The following is a 15,154-nucleotide window of genomic DNA, read 5'->3' as shown; positions in this document are numbered from 1 at the left end:
TTTGTGGACGGGTCGTTCGTGCCGCTGGGCACACACGCTCGTTCTTCTCTACGGGGCGGTCGGTGCGCCGCTCCGGTGAGCTGGTCGTAGAAGCACTAAACCGATGGGCGAGGGGTACGCATGACCGACACCGGCCAGGTTCCGGGCGAGGGACTGCCGGAGGACACAGGCATGGTGGAGCAGCCGGGCGTCCCCGGCGCGTACACCTACCTCTCCGAGACCACCGCCGAGGACGAAGACCTGTTGCTGCTGCCCGGCGCCCAGAGCGCGTGGGGCAACGAGGTCGCCCCGCCCGCGCCGGAACCGGTCGTGGAGGCCCTGCACGAACCCGGTGCCCACGAGATCTCCGGCCGGGACAGCGGCTCGGTCGACCTCAGCGCGGTCCGCAACCCGGGTCCGTCCCCGGTGGCGCCGGCCGCGCCGCGGCGCCCGCTGCACCTCGGCCCGCCGACCCCCGACGCCTCCGCCAGCCCGGTCCGCTCCCTCGCCGACCGCGGTGCGGTGGGCGCGCCCGTACGGCAGCCGGCGCCGCCGTCCGCGGGCCCCGAGTACCTGGACGCGCTCCAGCCCCAGCCCGCCGCCCCCTGGGGCGGCCCGGTCCCGGCCCCCTCGCCGCTCGCGGCCCAGGTGGGCGCGGAGGCGCAGGCTGCCGAAACGGTTGTTCCGCATCCCGCACCGCAGTTCGCGCCGGTGGCGACGGCTCCCGGGCCGCTGGACCCGGCGCAGGCCGCCATGGCACGGCTCACGACCGAGGCGGTCGCCGTGGCGCAGCACGCGGAGGAGCACGGGCACGCGGCTCCGGAACCGCGGGAGGACGCGTCGGCCGTGGCGGAGGCTCCGGTGACCGAGGCGGCACCGGCCGAGGCGTCCGCGCCCGGCGACGCGGTCCTCGCCGAGGGCCCGGGGGACGGGCGGCCGGTGGAGGGCGTGGAGCCTGCGGAGGGTGCGGGGGGCCTGGAGCCCGCCGAGCCCGTGCAGTCCGCCGAGCCCGGCGAGCCCGGTCAGGTGCCGGCGCCCGAGGCGGAGGCCGGCCTGCCGGTGTTCCCGGTCGCCGAGTCGCCCGCCGAGCCGTCTGTCGACTCCGACGGCGTGCACCCTGCCCAGGACCTGGCCCCCGCCGCCCCGGAGGCCCCGGTGGTCCCAGAGGCCCCGGAGGCCGTGATGCCCGAGGCCGACGTGGCCCCGCAGCCGCCGGTCGCCGAGGACACGGCCGCCCCGCAGGCTCCCGAGGTCGAGGCCGTGACGTCGGCCGAAGCCGAGGCGCCGGTTGCCGCCGAGGCCGACGCGCCCCGGGCCGTCGAGGAGACCACCCCCGAGCAGGCCGCCCCGGAGGCCGTGGCCGCCGAGGCCGTGAACCCTGAGTCCGCCCCCGAGCCCGCCGCCCCCGAGCCCGTCGCGCCCGAGCCTGTCGCGCCCGAGCCCGCCGCCGAGCCGCTCACCACTCCCGAGCAGGCCGCTCCCGACCTCACCGCCGCCGACGTCCCGGTCCCCGACCCCGCCCTGGTAGTGGCCGAGGAGCCCGCCGCGGCCGAGGAGCCCGCCGCCGCAGCGGAGCCGACCGTGGCGCCGGAACCCGCCATGGCCGAGGCCACTCCGGCCCCCGAGGCCACTCCGGCCCTCGAGGCCGCCCAACCCGAGCCGCTCCTGCCGCCGCAGCCCCTCGCGCCCGCCGTACCCCCGGCTGCCGACGCGCCCACCGCGCCCCCGGTCGCCGCCGAAGCCCCCGCCACCCCCGAGGGCGCCCCCGCGACGGCGCCCGCCGAAGCCCCCGCGCCCCACGACGCCACCCCCGCCGTCCCCGCCCGACTCCCGGCCGACCCCGCCTTCGCCGCGGCCCCCGCCGACCCCGGCGCCCCCGAGCCCGCCCAGCAGCCGCACCTGGTCGAGGTGGTCGCCGCCGCCCCGGTCGCGGAGGAGCCGCAGACCGCGCCGCAGCCGTACGTCGCCGACCTCGCCGGGCCCCAGATGCAGCCCTCGCCCGCCGCCGTGGCCCCGGACCAGCCGCTGGGACAGTTCGTACCGGTGGACGGACAGGTGCCGACCACCCCGCACCTCGCGCCGACCCCGCCGCAGCCGATCGTGCTGCCCCCCGCCGAGGCGCCCGCGGTCCCCGCCCCCCGCGAGGGCGACCCCGGACTCGTCCAGCACGCCGAGGACCTGGACACCAGGGCCGCCGACCAGGAGGAGGGCCCGGCCCCGGCGGCCGAGCCGCGCCAGCCCACCGGCCCCGCCGCGCCCGCCTACGACGACGCCGAGCGCGAGGCCGTGCTCAAGGTCATGCGCGAGCGCCGGGACATCCGCAACGGCTTCCGCAGCGACCCCATCCCGCACGAGGTGCTGCTGCGCGTGCTGGAGGCCGCCCACACGGCCCCCTCCGTCGGCCACTCGCAGCCCTGGGACTTCGTCGTCATCCGCTCCGCCGAGACCCGCCGGACCATGCACGAACTGGCCGTGCGCCAGCGCGACGCCTACGCCAAGTCGCTGCCCAAGGGCCGGGCCAAGCAGTTCAAGGAACTGAAGATCGAGGCGATCCTCGACACCCCGGTGAACATCGTGGTCACCGCCGACCCCACGCGCGGCGGCCGGCACACGCTGGGCCGTCACACCCAGCCGCAGATGGCCCCGTACTCCTCCGCGCTGGCCGTGGAGAACCTCTGGCTCGCCGCCCGCGCCGAGGGCCTCGGCGTCGGCTGGGTCAGCTTCTTCGACGAGCGCGAGATGGTCCGCACGCTCGGGCTGCCCGAGCACCTGGAGGTCGTCGCCTACCTGTGCGTCGGGTACGTCGACGAGTTCCCGGACGAGCCCGAGCTGATGCAGGCCGGCTGGTCCAAGCGCCGCCCGCTGTCGTGGGTCGTGCACGAGGAGACGTACGGCCGTCGCGCCCTGCCCGGAGAGGACCCCCACGACCTGCTTGCCGAGACCGTCGCGCAGATCCGCCCGCTGGACGCCAAGGCGCTCGGCGAGGCGTGGGAGCGCCAGAAGCGGATGACCAAGCCGGCCGGTGCGCTCGGCATGCTGGAGATCATCTCCGCGCAGCTGTCCGGGCTCTCCCGCCAGTGCCCGCCGCCCATCCCGGAGCCCGCGGCCGTCGCGATCTTCGCTGGCGACCACGGAGTGCACGCCCAGGGCGTCACCCCCTGGCCGCAGGAGGTCACCGCCCAGATGGTGGCCAACTTCCTCGGCGGCGGTGCGGTCTGCAACGCCTTCGCCGGCCAGGTCGGCGCCGAGGTCTGCGTCGTCGACGTCGGTGTCGCCGCCGACCTCCCGGCCACCCCCGGACTGCTGCCCCGCAAGATCCGGGCCGGCACCTCCGACATGACCACCGGTCCCGCGATGACTCTCGACGAGGCCAAGCAGGCCATCGAGGTCGGCATCGAGACGGCCCGGGATCTGGTCGCGGCCGGCAACAAGGCCCTGCTCACCGGTGAGATGGGCATCGCCAACACCACCGCGTCCGCCGCCCTGATCTCGGTCTTCACCGGGGCCGACCCGGCCGAGGTGACCGGCCGCGGCACCGGCATCAACGACGAGACCCTCGCCCGCAAGACCGAGGTCGTCCGCCGGGCCCTGGAGGTCCACCAGCCGGACCCCGCCGACCCCATCGGCGTGCTGGCGGCGATCGGCGGCTTCGAACACGCCGCCATGGTCGGCCTGCTGCTGGGCGGCGCCTCCCTGCGCACCCCGGTCATCCTGGACGGCGTGAGCGCCGGCGCGGCGGCCCTGGTCGCCCGCGCCATCGCCCCCGAGGTCCTCGCGGCCTGCATCGCCGGCCACCGCAGCGCCGAACCGGGCCATGTCGCCGCCCTCAACAAGCTGGGCCTGCGCCCGCTGGTCGACCTCGACCTGCGGCTCGGCGAGGGCACGGGCGCCCTGCTCGCCCTGCCCCTGGTCCAGAGCACGGCACGGGCGATGCACGAGGTGGCCACGTTCGACTCGGCCGGAGTCACCGAGAAGTAGGCCCGCCCCAGGGACCCGGGAGCACCACCCCGGGTCCCCGGGAGCCTGCCGTCACCTTCCCGTCCGCCCGGCACGCCCGCTCGTACGCCCCCGGTCCGTGCCGCGTCGACCGGGAGGCGCTCCCCATGACGCCTCCGGGCCCGCCCTCGGGGCGGGCGACAGGAACGTGACGTCAGGCCCCGGGCACGCCCTGCCCAGCCACCGGACACCCCGTGCCCCCCGGCCTGCCCGCCCCGTAAAATCCGCACGTCAGGGCCTCGTACCGCCGCATCAGAGGAGCCATACCCTCATGGCCGAAAACCCCGTCTACCCCGTTGGCCTGCGCCTCACCGGCCGTCGGGTCGTCGTGCTCGGCGGCGGCCAGGTCGCCCAGCGCCGTCTGCCCGCGCTCATCGCGGCGGGCGCCGACATCACCCTCGTCTCGCCCGGGGTGACCCCGTCGGTCCAGGCCATGGCGGACGCGGGCGAGTTCACCTGGCTGCGGCGCCGCTACGAGGAGGGCGACCTCGCGGACGCCTGGTACGCCCTGATCGCCACCAGTGACGCGGAGGCGAACACCACGGCCTCCGCCGAGGGCGAGCGCAACCGCATCTTCTGCGTCCGCTCCGACGACGCCGAGGCGGCCACCGCATGGACCCCCGCCACCGGTCACAGCGAGGGCGTGACCGTCGCCGTCCTCACCACCGACAGCCGGTCCCGCGACCCCCGGCACACCGCCGCCGTCCGTGACGCGGTCGTCGAGGGCCTGCGCGACGGCAGCCTGGTCGCCCCCCACTTCCGCGCCCGCACCCCCGGCGTCGCCCTGGTCGGCGGCGGCCCCGGCGACCCGGACCTGATCACCGTCCGCGGCCGGCGCCTGCTCGCCGAGGCCGACGTCGTGATCACCGACCACCTCGGCCCACGCGACCTCCTCACCGAACTGCCCTCCAGCGTCGAGGTCATCGACGCGGCGAAGCTGCCCTACGGCCGCTTCATGGCTCAGGAGGCCATCAACAACGCCCTGATCGAACACGCCAAGCAGGGCAAGTCGGTGGTCCGTCTCAAGGGCGGCGACCCCTACGTCTACGGCCGCGGCATGGAGGAACTCCAGGCGCTCACCGAGGCCGGCATCCCCTGCACCGTCGTGCCCGGTATCTCCAGTTCCATCTCGGTCCCGGGTGCGGCCGGGATCCCGGTCACCCACCGCGGGGTGGCGCACGAGTTCACCGTCGTCAGCGGTCACGTCGCCCCCGACGACGAGCGCTCCCTGGTCGACTGGCCCTCGCTCGCCAAGCTCAGGGGCACCCTGGTGATCCTGATGGGCGTGGCCACGATCGGGAAGGTCGCCGCGACACTGATCGCGCACGGCAAGTCCCCGGACACCCCCCTCGCCCTGATCCAGGAGGGCACCACCAGCGCCCAGCGCCGGGTCGACGCCACCCTCGCCACCGTCGCCGAGGTCGTGGTCGCGCGGGAGGTCAGGCCGCCGGCCGTCGTCGTCATCGGCGAGGTCGTCCGGGTCGGTCCGGCGACCTTGCCGTAACCCGAGGTAACTCATCCCCGCCGGAGCCGTTGGCACCGCACGCACGACAAGGCAGTATCACCCTGTGGCCGATCTCATCACCGTCGAGGATCCCGACGACCCGCGCCTGCGCGACTACACGGGCCTGACCGACGTGGAACTGCGCCGCAGGCGCGAACCCGCCGAGGGCCTGTTCATCGCGGAGGGGGAGAAGGTCATCCGCCGGGCGAAGGAAGCCGGCTACGAGATGCGCTCGATGCTGCTCTCCGCCAAGTGGGTCGACGTCATGCGCGACGTCATCGACGAACTCCCGGCCCCCGTCTACGCGGTGAGCCCGGAGCTGGCCGAACGGGTCACCGGCTACCACGTGCACCGCGGCGCGCTCGCCTCCATGCAGCGCAAGCCCCTGCCCACGGCGGCCGACCTGCTGCGCACCGCCCGCCGCGTGGTGATCATGGAGTCGGTCAACGACCACACCAACATCGGCGCCATCTTCCGCTCGGCGGCGGCGCTCGGCATGGACGCGGTCCTGCTCTCGCCGGACTGCGCCGACCCGCTCTACCGGCGCAGCGTGAAGGTGTCGATGGGCGCCGTCTTCTCCGTGCCCTACGCCCGCCTGGACACCTGGCCCAAGGGCCTGGAGTCGGTCCGCGAGGCCGGCTTCAACCTGCTCGCGCTGACCCCGGACGAGAAGGCCAGCTCCCTCGACGAGGCCGCCCCGCACCGCATGGACCGGGTCGCTCTGATGCTCGGTGCCGAGGGCGACGGCCTGTCCCGTCAGGCCCTGGTCGCCGCCGACGAATGGGTCCGCATCCCGATGGCCCACGGCGTGGACTCCCTCAATGTGGGCGCGGCCGCGGCGGTCGCCTTCTACGCGGTGGCGACGGGCCGCCCCGAGGCGTAACCACCGCGAGGCGTCGACCCCTACCGCCGCGCCGTCACCGGCGGCGAGTGCTACGGCGACGGCGGGGCCGGGCGCTCCTCGCGCACGACGCTCCGCTGGTCGCCGAGGCCCCGGTCGGGGCCCTGGCAGCCCTGGGCGGCGGCGATGCCGAGCGCGACCAGCAGGGTCACCACGACGAACACGAACAGCCGCTGCCGCAGCAGCTGCGGATTGGCAGGCCGGCGCCCCGTGCCGGTGGTGCGCGGAGCGGGCCGGCCGGCGCCACTGCGCGGAGCGGGACGGCCCCCGGTCCGGCCGGTGTTCCGCGCGGCGGGCGTGGGCCGCGGCCCCGAGCGCCCCGACGAGGGGACACCGCCGCCGCGCGAGGCGCTGCCACCGCGGGAGGGCACCGAGCCGCGCGAAGAGGAGCCGGTACCGCGCGGCGGAGGCGTTCCCTGCGCCCCGGAGGACCCCTGAGTACGGCGCTGGGTGCGCTCCGGGTAGCTCTCGCTGAGCCGGCCGGTGGGCCGGTCCGCGTCCGGCGCGCGCGGCGCGGGCGGCCGCAGCTCGGCGAGCCCCTGGGCCTCGCGGGCCGCGATCTCCTTCAGCCGCAGCGACAGCTGGAGCGTGGTCGGCCGCTCCTCGGGAGCCTTCGCCAGACAGGCCCGCACCAGCGGGGCCAGCGCGTCCGGTACACCGTGCAGCTGGGGCTCCTCGTGCACCACGCGGTACAGCATCACCTCCGAACTGCCGTGCCCGAAGGGCGAGTCGCCCATCGAGGCGTACGCCAGCGTCGCCCCGAGCGAGAACACGTCCGTCGCCGGGGTCACCGCGGCGCCGCGCACCTGCTCGGGCGCGAGGAAGCCCGGCGAGCCCACCGCCGTACCGACGTGGGTGAGGGTGGAGGCGCCGGTCGCCCAGGCGATGCCGAAGTCGATGATCCGCGGCCCCTTGGGGGAGAGCAGGATGTTGGACGGCTTCAGGTCCCGGTGGACGACCCCCGCCTCGTGCACCGCGAGCAGCCCCTCGGACAGGGCCGCCCCGATCGCCGCGACCTCCGCCGCGACCAGCGAGCCCTCGTCGACGACCTTGTCGTGCAGGGAGGGCCCGGGGACGTACTGGGTGGCGAACCACGGCCGGTCGGCGTCCAGGTCCGCGGCGACCAGCCGGGCCGTGCACCCGCCCCGGATCCGGCGGGCGGCGGAGACCTCGCGCGCGAACCGCGACCGGAACTCCTGGTCCTCCGCCAGATCGGGCCGGATCACCTTCAGCGCGACCCGCTGCCCCTTCTTGTCGGAGCCCAGGTAGACCACGCCCATCCCGCCCGCGCCCAGCCGCCTGTGAAGCCTGAACGAGCCGACGACGCGCGGGTCCTCGCGCCTCAGGCGCATCATCGCCATGTTCATCCCCGCTGCCCGGTCTTGTGACGAGCCACAGCTTACGTTTCCCCGGCCGCCCGTGCGCAGAGGCCGCGCCCTCTCGGCAGGACGGATTGTCAGTGCCCGGTGCGAGAATTGAGGAGTGGTCAGGGAGCCGGTGAGCAGGCCGACTTCGGCCTGCTCGGGATGCCAACCACCCGTCACAGAAGGGGGATTGAACCCGTGAAGGGCGATCGAGTGGAGATAGTCGTGGACGCGGGGGACACGACCCGCACCTACGAGATGGTGGCGAGCAGAGCGGGCCGCCGGGTGGAGACCGCGGTACGCCGAGGTGTGGTGGAAGTGAGCGAAGTCACCCGAAGCGGAACCGTCGTCCGTACGGCGCGATTCATGGCGAACCGGGTCCTGGCGCTGGTCGAACAGCCGGTGCCGCGCGAGGACGCCTCGGAGAAAGCGGGGCACACCGGGCGCCCCCTCCGGGAAGACCCCGAGACCTAGGACGCGGTCTCCACCCAGGGGAGTACTCCGCAGGTCATGGCTCATACTCCGGGAGGCCCGGCAATCGGTACGAGGGCATGACGTCCGCGCCGGGGCGCGCCCGTAGATTTGAGGTCAAGCGGCGGGTGCAGCACTCGTCCCCCGAGGTCAGACACCCGCCGCTCCACGACAACCGAACGGTCAGGAGAGGGACCATGGCCTACCCGGCACCGCGGACCCGCACGGCGGTCCGCCCCCGCCGCGACGGCCGTCGCCACCCGCTGGTGGCGACGCTGATGGCCCTTCCCCTGGCGGCCCTGCTCCTCCTCGTCTTCGACGGGTGGGAGACGGTGGCCAGACAGGCGTCGTCCGTGGGTGTGGTGCTGGGGCGCTGAGCGGCGACCCCAGGCCCGGAAGAGCGGTCCGGGCGGGGACATCCATCCATGAAACCCCGTGGGGACGGGGGTGCGGCGGACGGCAACAATGCCGGCGCAGCTGGGGAGCTGCGCCGGCATTATTTTTCGCCCCAGCCGGAACCGACACCTCCGCCCGCCCTTCATCGTCAGCCCGGCCGAGAAGCCGCCCACCGCCCCTGCGTACCCTCACCCCCAGACCCACCCCCGCAGGGAGCCCCGTGACACCGAACCCGCTCGTGCCGGAGCTGGCCCGCGCCGCAGCGGACGCCGCCCACGCCCAGGACGCCGGATGCTCCTGCGACGCACCCCGCACGCTCGCCGACCGCCCGGACGGCACCGTGGTCCGCCACGGCACCGCGGTCGCCAAGGCGCACGCCGCGGACGCCGACCCCGCCGCGCTCGCCGTGCGCCTGGCCACGGCCGCACACCTCCCCGGAATCCTGCTGCCCCCGCTCACCGGCCCCACCCCGCTCGGCGACCGCCTCCTGACCTGCTGGCCCTACGGCACACCCGTCGACCCCGGGGACCCGGACAGCGCACCCTGGGAGGCCGCGGGCACCCTCCTCGCCCTGCTCCACAGTCGGCCCCCCCTGCCGGGCACACCCCCGATGCGCGGCCCCGAGAAGGCGGCCCGCGCCGTGGAACGTCTCAGGTCCGCCATCGCCGAGCACCCCGGCCCCGCGGCCGCCCCGGTCCTGAACGCCTGGCGCGCCCTCCCCGCCTGGGCCCGCGCCGAGACCCCGCCCCCGGACAGTGCGACGCCCGCCCTGTGCCACGGCGACTTCCACCTCGGCCAGCTGGTGCGCCACCCCGCCCCGCACGGCCCCTGGCGCCTGATAGACGTCGACGACCTCGGCACCGGCGTCCCGGCCTGGGACCTCGCCCGTCCCGCCGCCTGGTACGCCTGCGGACTCCTCCCGCCCGGGGAATGGACCCGCTTCCTGGCCGCGTACCGCGCGGCGGGCGGCCCGGCCGTGCCCGCGCACGGCGATCCGTGGGCCGCCCTCGACGTCCCGGCCCGCGCCCTGACCGTGCAGACCGCCGCCACCGCCGTCGCCAAGGCCGTACGCGCTGCCCGTCCCCTCGACGAGGTCGAGCGGTCCGTGGTCGACGCCTGCGGACGAATGGCATCACCCCCAACCGAGTTGACGTGCGAATCCGCCAAGTAGGGTGCAACCGACCGGAGCCGGACAGAGTCTGTCCTGGCGACACCCGAAGCAGGACCGACCGGCGAGGAGTTGAGCCGACGATGCAGTGTCCAAAGTGCCGTGCCGCGATGCACACCTACAACCGCAACGGCGTTCAGATCGAGCAGTGCAGCGGCTGCCGGGGGATATTCCTCGACTACGGTGAGCTGGAGGCGCTGACCCGCCTGGAGTCCCAGTGGTCCCAGCCGGCACCTCCCGCGCCGCCCGCCCCGCAGGCGTACCCGGCCGCCCCGGTCCCGCCGGCACCCGCGGCCCCCGCCTGGGGAGCCCCGCACCACGGGGGGCACTACGGCCACAAGCGTCACAAGAGCTTCGGCCACATGCTCTTCTCCAGCTGAGCCGGCCGGACGGGCCGCGCTCCGCACGACGAAGCCCCCGGCCGCTGTGGGCGGCCGGGGGCTTCGTCGAGGTGTGGACGATACTGGGATTGAACCAGTGACCTCTTCCGTGTCAGGGAAGCGCTCTCCCGCTGAGCTAATCGTCCTCGGGACAGTGATCCGAAGATCACCCGTACTGCGTGCGCGATACTGGGATTGAACCAGTGACCTCTTCCGTGTCAGGGAAGCGCTCTCCCGCTGAGCTAATCGCGCGGGACGGACCTTCGAAGATCTGCTGAAGATCCAGTGGACGATACTGGGATTGAACCAGTGACCTCTTCCGTGTCAGGGAAGCGCTCTCCCGCTGAGCTAATCGTCCTTGGAGGTGGAGACGGGATTTGAACCCGTGTAGACGGCTTTGCAGGCCGTTGCCTCGCCTCTCGGCCACTCCACCAGGAGTGCAGGGGGTCGGGTGGATCCCCTGTTCCATCGAGCGGACGACGAGGCTCGAACTCGCGACCTCAACCTTGGCAAGGTTGCGCTCTACCAACTGAGCTACGTCCGCCTGTCGTTTCGGTGCGCTTGCGCGTCCCGGCGACGTGTTGAACTCTAGCGGATTCCGGGGCCAGCACAAAAACGCGTTTGCGCAGCGTGCTGCACCGGCCCCCCTCCCCACCTGCTCGGGGACCCGCTCGGGGCCCCGCGACGACATGCCCGGGCCACCCCGGGGACACCCGCCATAGACTCGACCACGTGCACGACCTCCCACCTCTGGCCCGTTTCGGCGACCTGCTCGCCACCGGCCTCCTCGACGTCACCGATGATCCCGATGCCCTGGACTCCAGCGGCTTCTGGGCCGTCACCGCGGACTTCGAGGGCCGGCTGACCTGCGCCCGCTTCCGGGACGTACGGACCTCGCCGGTGCCCGCCCCGGTGCCCGGCGCGTGGCGCGGACCGGCGGTCGGCGACTGGACGTCCTCCCTCGACCGGGCCGCCTACACCGCGGGGGTGCGCCGAATCCGCGAGCACATCGCGGCCGGCGAGGTCTACCAGGCCAACCTCTGCCGGGTGCTCTCCGCGCCGGTCGGCCCCGACGCCGACGTGGACGCGCTCGCCGCGCTGCTCGCCCGCGGCAACCCGGCGCCGTATGCGGGAACGATTCGGCTGCCGGGGCACGGGGTGGAGATCGCCACCGCCTCCCCGGAGCTGTTCCTGCGCCGGGACGGCCGGATCGTGGAGTCCGGGCCGATCAAGGGCACCGGCCGCACCGAGGCCGACCTGCTGGAGAAGGACTACGCCGAGAACGTGATGATCGTGGACCTGGTCCGCAACGACATCGGCCGCGTCTGCAGGGCCGGCTCGGTCTCGGTGCCCGACCTGTGCGCGGTGGAGAAGCACCCGGGCCTGGTCCACCTCGTCTCCACGGTCCGCGGCGAGCTGCGCCCGGACACCGGCTGGGCCGGGCTGCTCGCCGCCGCCTTCCCGCCCGGTTCGGTGACCGGAGCGCCCAAGTCGAGCGCGCTGCGGATCATCGACGCGCTGGAGACGGCGCCCCGCGGCCCCTACTGCGGCGGCATCGGCTGGGTCGACGCGGACCGCTCCACCGCCGGTCTCGCGGTCGGCATCCGCACCTTCTGGATCGACCGCGCCGAGGGCCTGCTGCGGTTCGGCACCGGAGCCGGCATCACCTGGGGTTCGGACCCCGAGGGGGAGTGGCGGGAGACCGAGCTGAAGGCGGCCCGGCTGCTCGCGGTAGCGTCAGGAACGGCAGAGCTGAGCGGAGAGGGAACAGGCACGTGAAGATCTGGCTCGACGGCGGGCTCCAGGACATCGAGTCCGCCCGCGTATCCGTCTTCGACCACGGGCTGACCGTGGGCGACGGCATCTTCGAGACGGTGAAGGCGACCGACGGCGAGCTGTTCGCGCTCACCCGGCACCTGGACCGGCTGACCCGCTCGGCGCGCGGACTCGGTCTGCCCGACCCCGACCACGACGAGGTCCGCGCCGCCTGCGCGGCCGTCCTGCGCGCCAACCCGATGCCGCTCGGCCGGCTGCGGATCACCTACACCGGCGGCCACGGCCCGCTCGGCTCCGACCGGGGCGAGCACGGCCCGACCCTCGTCGTCGCCCTCGGCGAGACCTCCCGCCGCCCGGACTCCACGGCCGTCATCACCGTCCCCTGGACCCGCAACGAACGCGGCGCGCTCACCGGCCTGAAGACCACCTCGTACGCCGAGAACGTGGTCGCGCTCGCCCGCGCCCACCAACACGGCGGTTCCGAGGCGCTGTTCGCCAACACCGTCGGACAACTCTGCGAGGGCACCGGGTCGAACGTCTTCGTCGTCCTGGACGGCGAGATCCACACCCCGCCGGTCGCCTCCGGCTGTCTGGCCGGGATCACCCGCGAGCTGGTCGTGGAGTGGACGGGCGCCAAGGAGACCGATCTTCCGCTGGACGTGCTCCAGCGGGCCGACGAGGTGTTCCTGACCTCCACCCTGCGCGACGTACAGGCCGTGCACCGCGTCGACGGACGCGAACTGCCCGCCGCCCCCGGCCCGGTCACCGCCAAGGCCATGCGGATCTTCGACGAGCGGTCCGGCGACGACCAAGATCCGTGAACCGCGGGAAAAGGGGCTGACGCGAGCCTCCTGCGCGGGTAGAACACCCGTGATGACCACGACCCTGCGGCCGACCGAGCCGCTCCAGCGAGATGCCGACGGGGCACTGTCCCGCCATTACCAGGTGTGCGTGAACAGCAGGCCCGTCGGCGCGGTGCACCTGGCCACGGACCCCCAGTTCGGGCCGGCCGTGGCCCGCATCGAGGGCCTGCGGATCGAGGAGCCGGACCGCGGGCGCGGCCGCGGCACCGTGGCCGCGCTGGCCGCCGAGGAGGTGGCCCGCTCCTGGGGCTGCGCCCGCGTCGAGATCAGGGTGCCGGGCGACGCCGGGCCCGCCCTGCGGCTCGCCACCGCGCTCGGCTACGTCCACCGCAACCGCGGTATGGAGAAGCGACTGCCCGCGACCGCCCCCGCACTGCCCGAGGGCAGCCGGGGCCGGCCCATGACCGAGGCCGAGTACGGGCCCTGGGTGGAGCGGGGCAACGCGCAGTACGCGCGGAGCTGGATCGACCGCGGGGTCCCCGCCGAGCAGGCGTGGGCCAAGGCCCTGGGCGACACGGCCACCCTGCTGCCCGAGGGGCCGGCCACCCGGGACGTCCTGATCAGCGTCCTGGAGCACGAGGGGGACGCGGTCGGCACCCTGTGGCTCTCGCTGGCCGGGGAGAAGGCGTTCGTCTTCGACGTCGAGACGGGGGACGCCTTCCGCGGACGGGGCCACGGCCGCTCGCTGATGCTGCTGGCCGAGGCCGGGGCGGTGGCCGCCGGGAAGCGGGTCATCGGCCTCAACGTCTTCGCGGACAACACCCCGGCCGAGCGGCTGTACGCCTCCCTGGGCTATGTGCCGGTGGGCTACTCCATGTACAAGAACCTGCTCTGAACTCAGCCCTGCCCGGACCCGGCGAGCAGCCGGTCCACGATCTCCTCGATCCGCCCGCGCAGCCCCTCCTGGCTCTTGCCGCCGTCCAGCCGCTCGCCGTCGATCACGTACGTCGGCGTGCCGCTCACCCCGATCGCCTTCCCCTCGGCCTGGTCGGCGTCCACGATCAGGATGTGCCGGCCGTCGATCAGCGCGGTGTCGAACTCCTCCGCGTCCAGGCCGAGTTCCGCGGCCACCTCGACCAGCACGGGCTCCCCCTGCCGCGCCAGGTCCTCGACCCGGCCCAGCAGCGCCTCCACGTACGCCCAGCCCTGCCCCTGTTCGAGGGCCTCCTCGGCGGCCTGCGCGGCGGCGAAGGCGTGCTTGTTCTTCTCCAGCGGGAAGTGCCGCAGCCTCAGCTCCAGCCGGTCTCCGTAGCGGGCGCGCAGGGCACGCACGTCCTCGAGGGCGGTCCGGCAGTCCGGGCACTGGAGATCGCACCACACGTCGAGGACGGGGGCGGCGGGACGGATGGGGGAGGAGTCGCTCATGCGCCCAGTCTCCCAGCCCCGGCGGCCCCGGCCCGCCGGGGGAGGCCCGGCGGTGAGGAGAGCGCCCGCCCGCACCGGCACCTGCGGAGGAGCCGACCCGGAGATGTCCCTGATGTCCGCCGGGACCATGGCCCCCCGGGGCCCGGCAGGTGCAGGATGGAGGGGACGAAGGGCCCCGCGCCCGACCGAAGCCCGTCTGGAGGACCGGATGATTGCCGAGACCGTCTGTTCCGCCGTCGCCGCGGCCGGCCTGGGCATCGCGGCGGTCACGGCGTACCGCAAGCGATATCTGTCCGCCGCACGCATCGCCGCGTACGCGCTCGTCCCGCTCGGACTGGTGATGACCGGCGTGGTGGAGTGGCTGGCGGACACCGCCTTCAGTCCCACGGCGTGGGCGGGCTTCGGCGTGCTCGGCGCCGCCTGGCTCCTGCTGGCGAGCACCCGTGCCGTGGAGCGCCGCCGCGGGGTCGGCACCCGCAAGGAGCGCAAGGAGGCGGCCCGGGCCGGCCGGACGGGTCCGGTGGCCCCGGCGGCCTCGGCGCCCTCCCTGGGCTCCGGCTCCCGCCCCGCGGCCAGGCCCGCGGCCCCGCAGGACGACTTCAGCGACATCGAGGCGATCCTCAAGAAGCACGGCATCTGACCTGTCCGGCGGGTGAAACGACACAGTGGGTCGACGCCCGCCGGTAATCGATCACGACTCGTACCGGACATCGCGGATTAAGGCGAACTCCCGCTTCTTCCGGGCGTGTTGATCGCGCCGGAACGGTTCCCTGCGTCATCATCGCCCGCGAGATGCTGGACACGACACAGAGCGAGACCGCGCCGCCGCAGGACGAGCCGCGTGGATGCCTCTTCGCCCTTTCCCAGCCACCGCTGATGATCTTCCTTGCGGTGATCGGGTGTCTGCTGCTCATGGCTGCGCTGCACGACCTGCTGCTGCTCTGAGCCGTACCCGCGGCCCCCGGCGCCACCCGCCGGGGCCCGCGTCGAC

14 protein-coding genes and 5 tRNA genes are annotated in these 15,154 nt (G+C 74.5%); 12 read left to right on the top strand and 7 right to left on the bottom strand.

Translation table 11 applies throughout. From position 1 onward, the window contains the following. The first annotated feature begins 120 nt into the window (after nt 1-120). From cobT to ABT296_RS22265, 3 genes are all read left to right on the top strand, one after another. Nucleotides 121-3,957 (top strand): nicotinate-nucleotide--dimethylbenzimidazole phosphoribosyltransferase, encoded by a 3,837-nt coding sequence (cobT, locus tag ABT296_RS22275; protein ID WP_351929946.1) that lies wholly within the window; start codon nt 121-123, stop codon nt 3,955-3,957. 289 nt (nt 3,958-4,246) lie between these two features. Beyond that, the gene (cobA, locus tag ABT296_RS22270) at nt 4,247-5,479 is read left to right on the top strand and encodes a uroporphyrinogen-III C-methyltransferase (RefSeq protein ID WP_351929944.1); all 1,233 of its coding nucleotides are present in this window, start codon (nt 4,247-4,249) and stop codon (nt 5,477-5,479) included. Nucleotides 5,480-5,543: 64 nt separating this feature from the next. Then, nucleotides 5,544-6,362, top strand: coding sequence for a TrmH family RNA methyltransferase (locus ABT296_RS22265; protein ID WP_351929942.1), 819 nt, complete (start codon nt 5,544-5,546; stop codon nt 6,360-6,362). A 50-nt stretch (nt 6,363-6,412) separates the two neighbouring features. Here the strand turns inward: ABT296_RS22265 and ABT296_RS22260 are convergent, their stop codons facing one another. After that, complete coding sequence (locus ABT296_RS22260; protein ID WP_351929940.1) at nt 6,413-7,747, bottom strand: serine/threonine-protein kinase; 1,335 nt, start codon at nt 7,745-7,747, stop codon at nt 6,413-6,415. Between the two features lie 195 nt (nt 7,748-7,942). On the opposite strand from ABT296_RS22260, the gene ABT296_RS22255 reads away from it, so the two are divergent. The 4 genes from ABT296_RS22255 (at nt 7,943) to ABT296_RS22240 (ending at nt 10,159) form a co-directional block, all read left to right on the top strand. Beyond that, nucleotides 7,943-8,218 (top strand): DUF8836 family protein, encoded by a 276-nt coding sequence (locus ABT296_RS22255; protein ID WP_351929938.1) that lies wholly within the window; start codon nt 7,943-7,945, stop codon nt 8,216-8,218. A gap of 194 nt (nt 8,219-8,412) precedes the next feature. Beyond that, entirely contained in the window at nt 8,413-8,592 is a 180-nt protein-coding gene (locus ABT296_RS22250; protein WP_351929936.1) for a hypothetical protein, read from the top strand. Nucleotides 8,593-8,831: 239 nt separating this feature from the next. After that, nucleotides 8,832-9,782: a phosphotransferase family protein gene (locus ABT296_RS22245; protein WP_351929935.1), complete on the top strand. Its 951-nt coding sequence runs from the start codon at nt 8,832-8,834 to the stop codon at nt 9,780-9,782. Nucleotides 9,783-9,862: 80 nt separating this feature from the next. Next, nucleotides 9,863-10,159 (top strand): TFIIB-type zinc ribbon-containing protein, encoded by a 297-nt coding sequence (locus tag ABT296_RS22240; protein ID WP_351929933.1) that lies wholly within the window; start codon nt 9,863-9,865, stop codon nt 10,157-10,159. A gap of 74 nt (nt 10,160-10,233) precedes the next feature. Here ABT296_RS22240 and ABT296_RS22235 read toward each other — a convergent pair. The 5 genes from ABT296_RS22235 to ABT296_RS22215 form a co-directional block, all read right to left on the bottom strand. Next, nucleotides 10,234-10,305, bottom strand: a tRNA-Val gene (locus ABT296_RS22235). A gap of 34 nt (nt 10,306-10,339) precedes the next feature. Continuing rightward, nucleotides 10,340-10,411 (bottom strand) — tRNA-Val (locus tag ABT296_RS22230). Nucleotides 10,412-10,445: 34 nt separating this feature from the next. Further along, nucleotides 10,446-10,517, bottom strand: a tRNA-Val gene (locus ABT296_RS22225). A gap of 1 nt (nt 10,518) precedes the next feature. Further along, nucleotides 10,519-10,592 (bottom strand) — tRNA-Cys (locus ABT296_RS22220). Nucleotides 10,593-10,630: 38 nt separating this feature from the next. Beyond that, nucleotides 10,631-10,703 (bottom strand) — tRNA-Gly (locus ABT296_RS22215). Between the two features lie 188 nt (nt 10,704-10,891). Here ABT296_RS22215 and ABT296_RS22210 point away from each other — a divergent pair. The 3 genes from ABT296_RS22210 to ABT296_RS22200 are packed head-to-tail and all read left to right on the top strand — an operon-like array spanning nt 10,892 to nt 13,633. Next, entirely contained in the window at nt 10,892-11,938 is a 1,047-nt protein-coding gene (locus ABT296_RS22210; protein WP_351929931.1) for a chorismate-binding protein, read from the top strand. Further along, complete coding sequence (locus tag ABT296_RS22205; protein WP_351929929.1) at nt 11,935-12,756, top strand: aminotransferase class IV; 822 nt, start codon at nt 11,935-11,937, stop codon at nt 12,754-12,756. Before ABT296_RS22210 ends, ABT296_RS22205 begins: the two co-directional genes overlap by 4 nt. 52 nt (nt 12,757-12,808) lie before the next feature. After that, entirely contained in the window at nt 12,809-13,633 is an 825-nt protein-coding gene (locus ABT296_RS22200) for a GNAT family N-acetyltransferase (RefSeq protein ID WP_351929927.1), read from the top strand. A 2-nt stretch (nt 13,634-13,635) separates the two neighbouring features. Here ABT296_RS22200 and ABT296_RS22195 read toward each other — a convergent pair whose 3' ends face one another. After that, nucleotides 13,636-14,163 carry a DsbA family protein gene (locus ABT296_RS22195; protein WP_351929925.1) on the bottom strand — a complete coding sequence of 176 codons (528 nt, stop codon included), beginning with the start codon at nt 14,161-14,163 and terminating at the stop codon, nt 13,636-13,638. 208 nt (nt 14,164-14,371) lie between these two features. Between ABT296_RS22195 and ABT296_RS22190 the strand changes: the two genes are divergently transcribed. Together ABT296_RS22190 and ABT296_RS22185 are read left to right on the top strand one after the other, a co-directional pair. Then, complete coding sequence (locus ABT296_RS22190; protein ID WP_351929923.1) at nt 14,372-14,803, top strand: hypothetical protein; 432 nt, start codon at nt 14,372-14,374, stop codon at nt 14,801-14,803. A 152-nt stretch (nt 14,804-14,955) separates the two neighbouring features. Next, on the top strand, nt 14,956-15,108 hold the full coding sequence (locus tag ABT296_RS22185; protein ID WP_176711650.1) for a hypothetical protein: 153 nt from the start codon (nt 14,956-14,958) through the stop codon (nt 15,106-15,108). Nucleotides 15,109-15,154: the final 46 nt, after the last annotated feature.

Source organism: Streptomyces sp. NPDC000983 (assembly GCF_040299205.1).
In the GTDB taxonomy this organism is placed as follows: Bacteria; Actinomycetota; Actinomycetes; order Streptomycetales; family Streptomycetaceae; genus Streptomyces.
Note: the sequence above shows the minus strand (reverse complement) of the source record. Positions and strands in the feature narration are given on the sequence as shown.

Bases quoted from the DNA above. Each gene is read 5' to 3' on its own strand.
- ABT296_RS22185 (WP_176711650.1), top strand. From the start codon at position 14,956: ATGCTGGACACGACACAGAGCGAGACCGCGCCGCCGCAGGACGAGCCG.
- ABT296_RS22200 (WP_351929927.1), top strand. From the start codon at position 12,809: ATGACCACGACCCTGCGGCCGACCGAGCCGCTCCAGCGAGATGCCGAC.
- ABT296_RS22195 (WP_351929925.1), bottom strand. From the start codon at position 14,163: ATGAGCGACTCCTCCCCCATCCGTCCCGCCGCCCCCGTCCTCGACGTG.
- cobA (WP_351929944.1), top strand. From the start codon at position 4,247: ATGGCCGAAAACCCCGTCTACCCCGTTGGCCTGCGCCTCACCGGCCGT.
- cobT (WP_351929946.1), top strand. From the start codon at position 121: ATGACCGACACCGGCCAGGTTCCGGGCGAGGGACTGCCGGAGGACACA.
- ABT296_RS22250 (WP_351929936.1), top strand. From the start codon at position 8,413: ATGGCCTACCCGGCACCGCGGACCCGCACGGCGGTCCGCCCCCGCCGC.
- ABT296_RS22190 (WP_351929923.1), top strand. From the start codon at position 14,372: ATGATTGCCGAGACCGTCTGTTCCGCCGTCGCCGCGGCCGGCCTGGGC.
- ABT296_RS22260 (WP_351929940.1), bottom strand. From the start codon at position 7,747: ATGAACATGGCGATGATGCGCCTGAGGCGCGAGGACCCGCGCGTCGTC.
- ABT296_RS22240 (WP_351929933.1), top strand. From the start codon at position 9,863: ATGCAGTGTCCAAAGTGCCGTGCCGCGATGCACACCTACAACCGCAAC.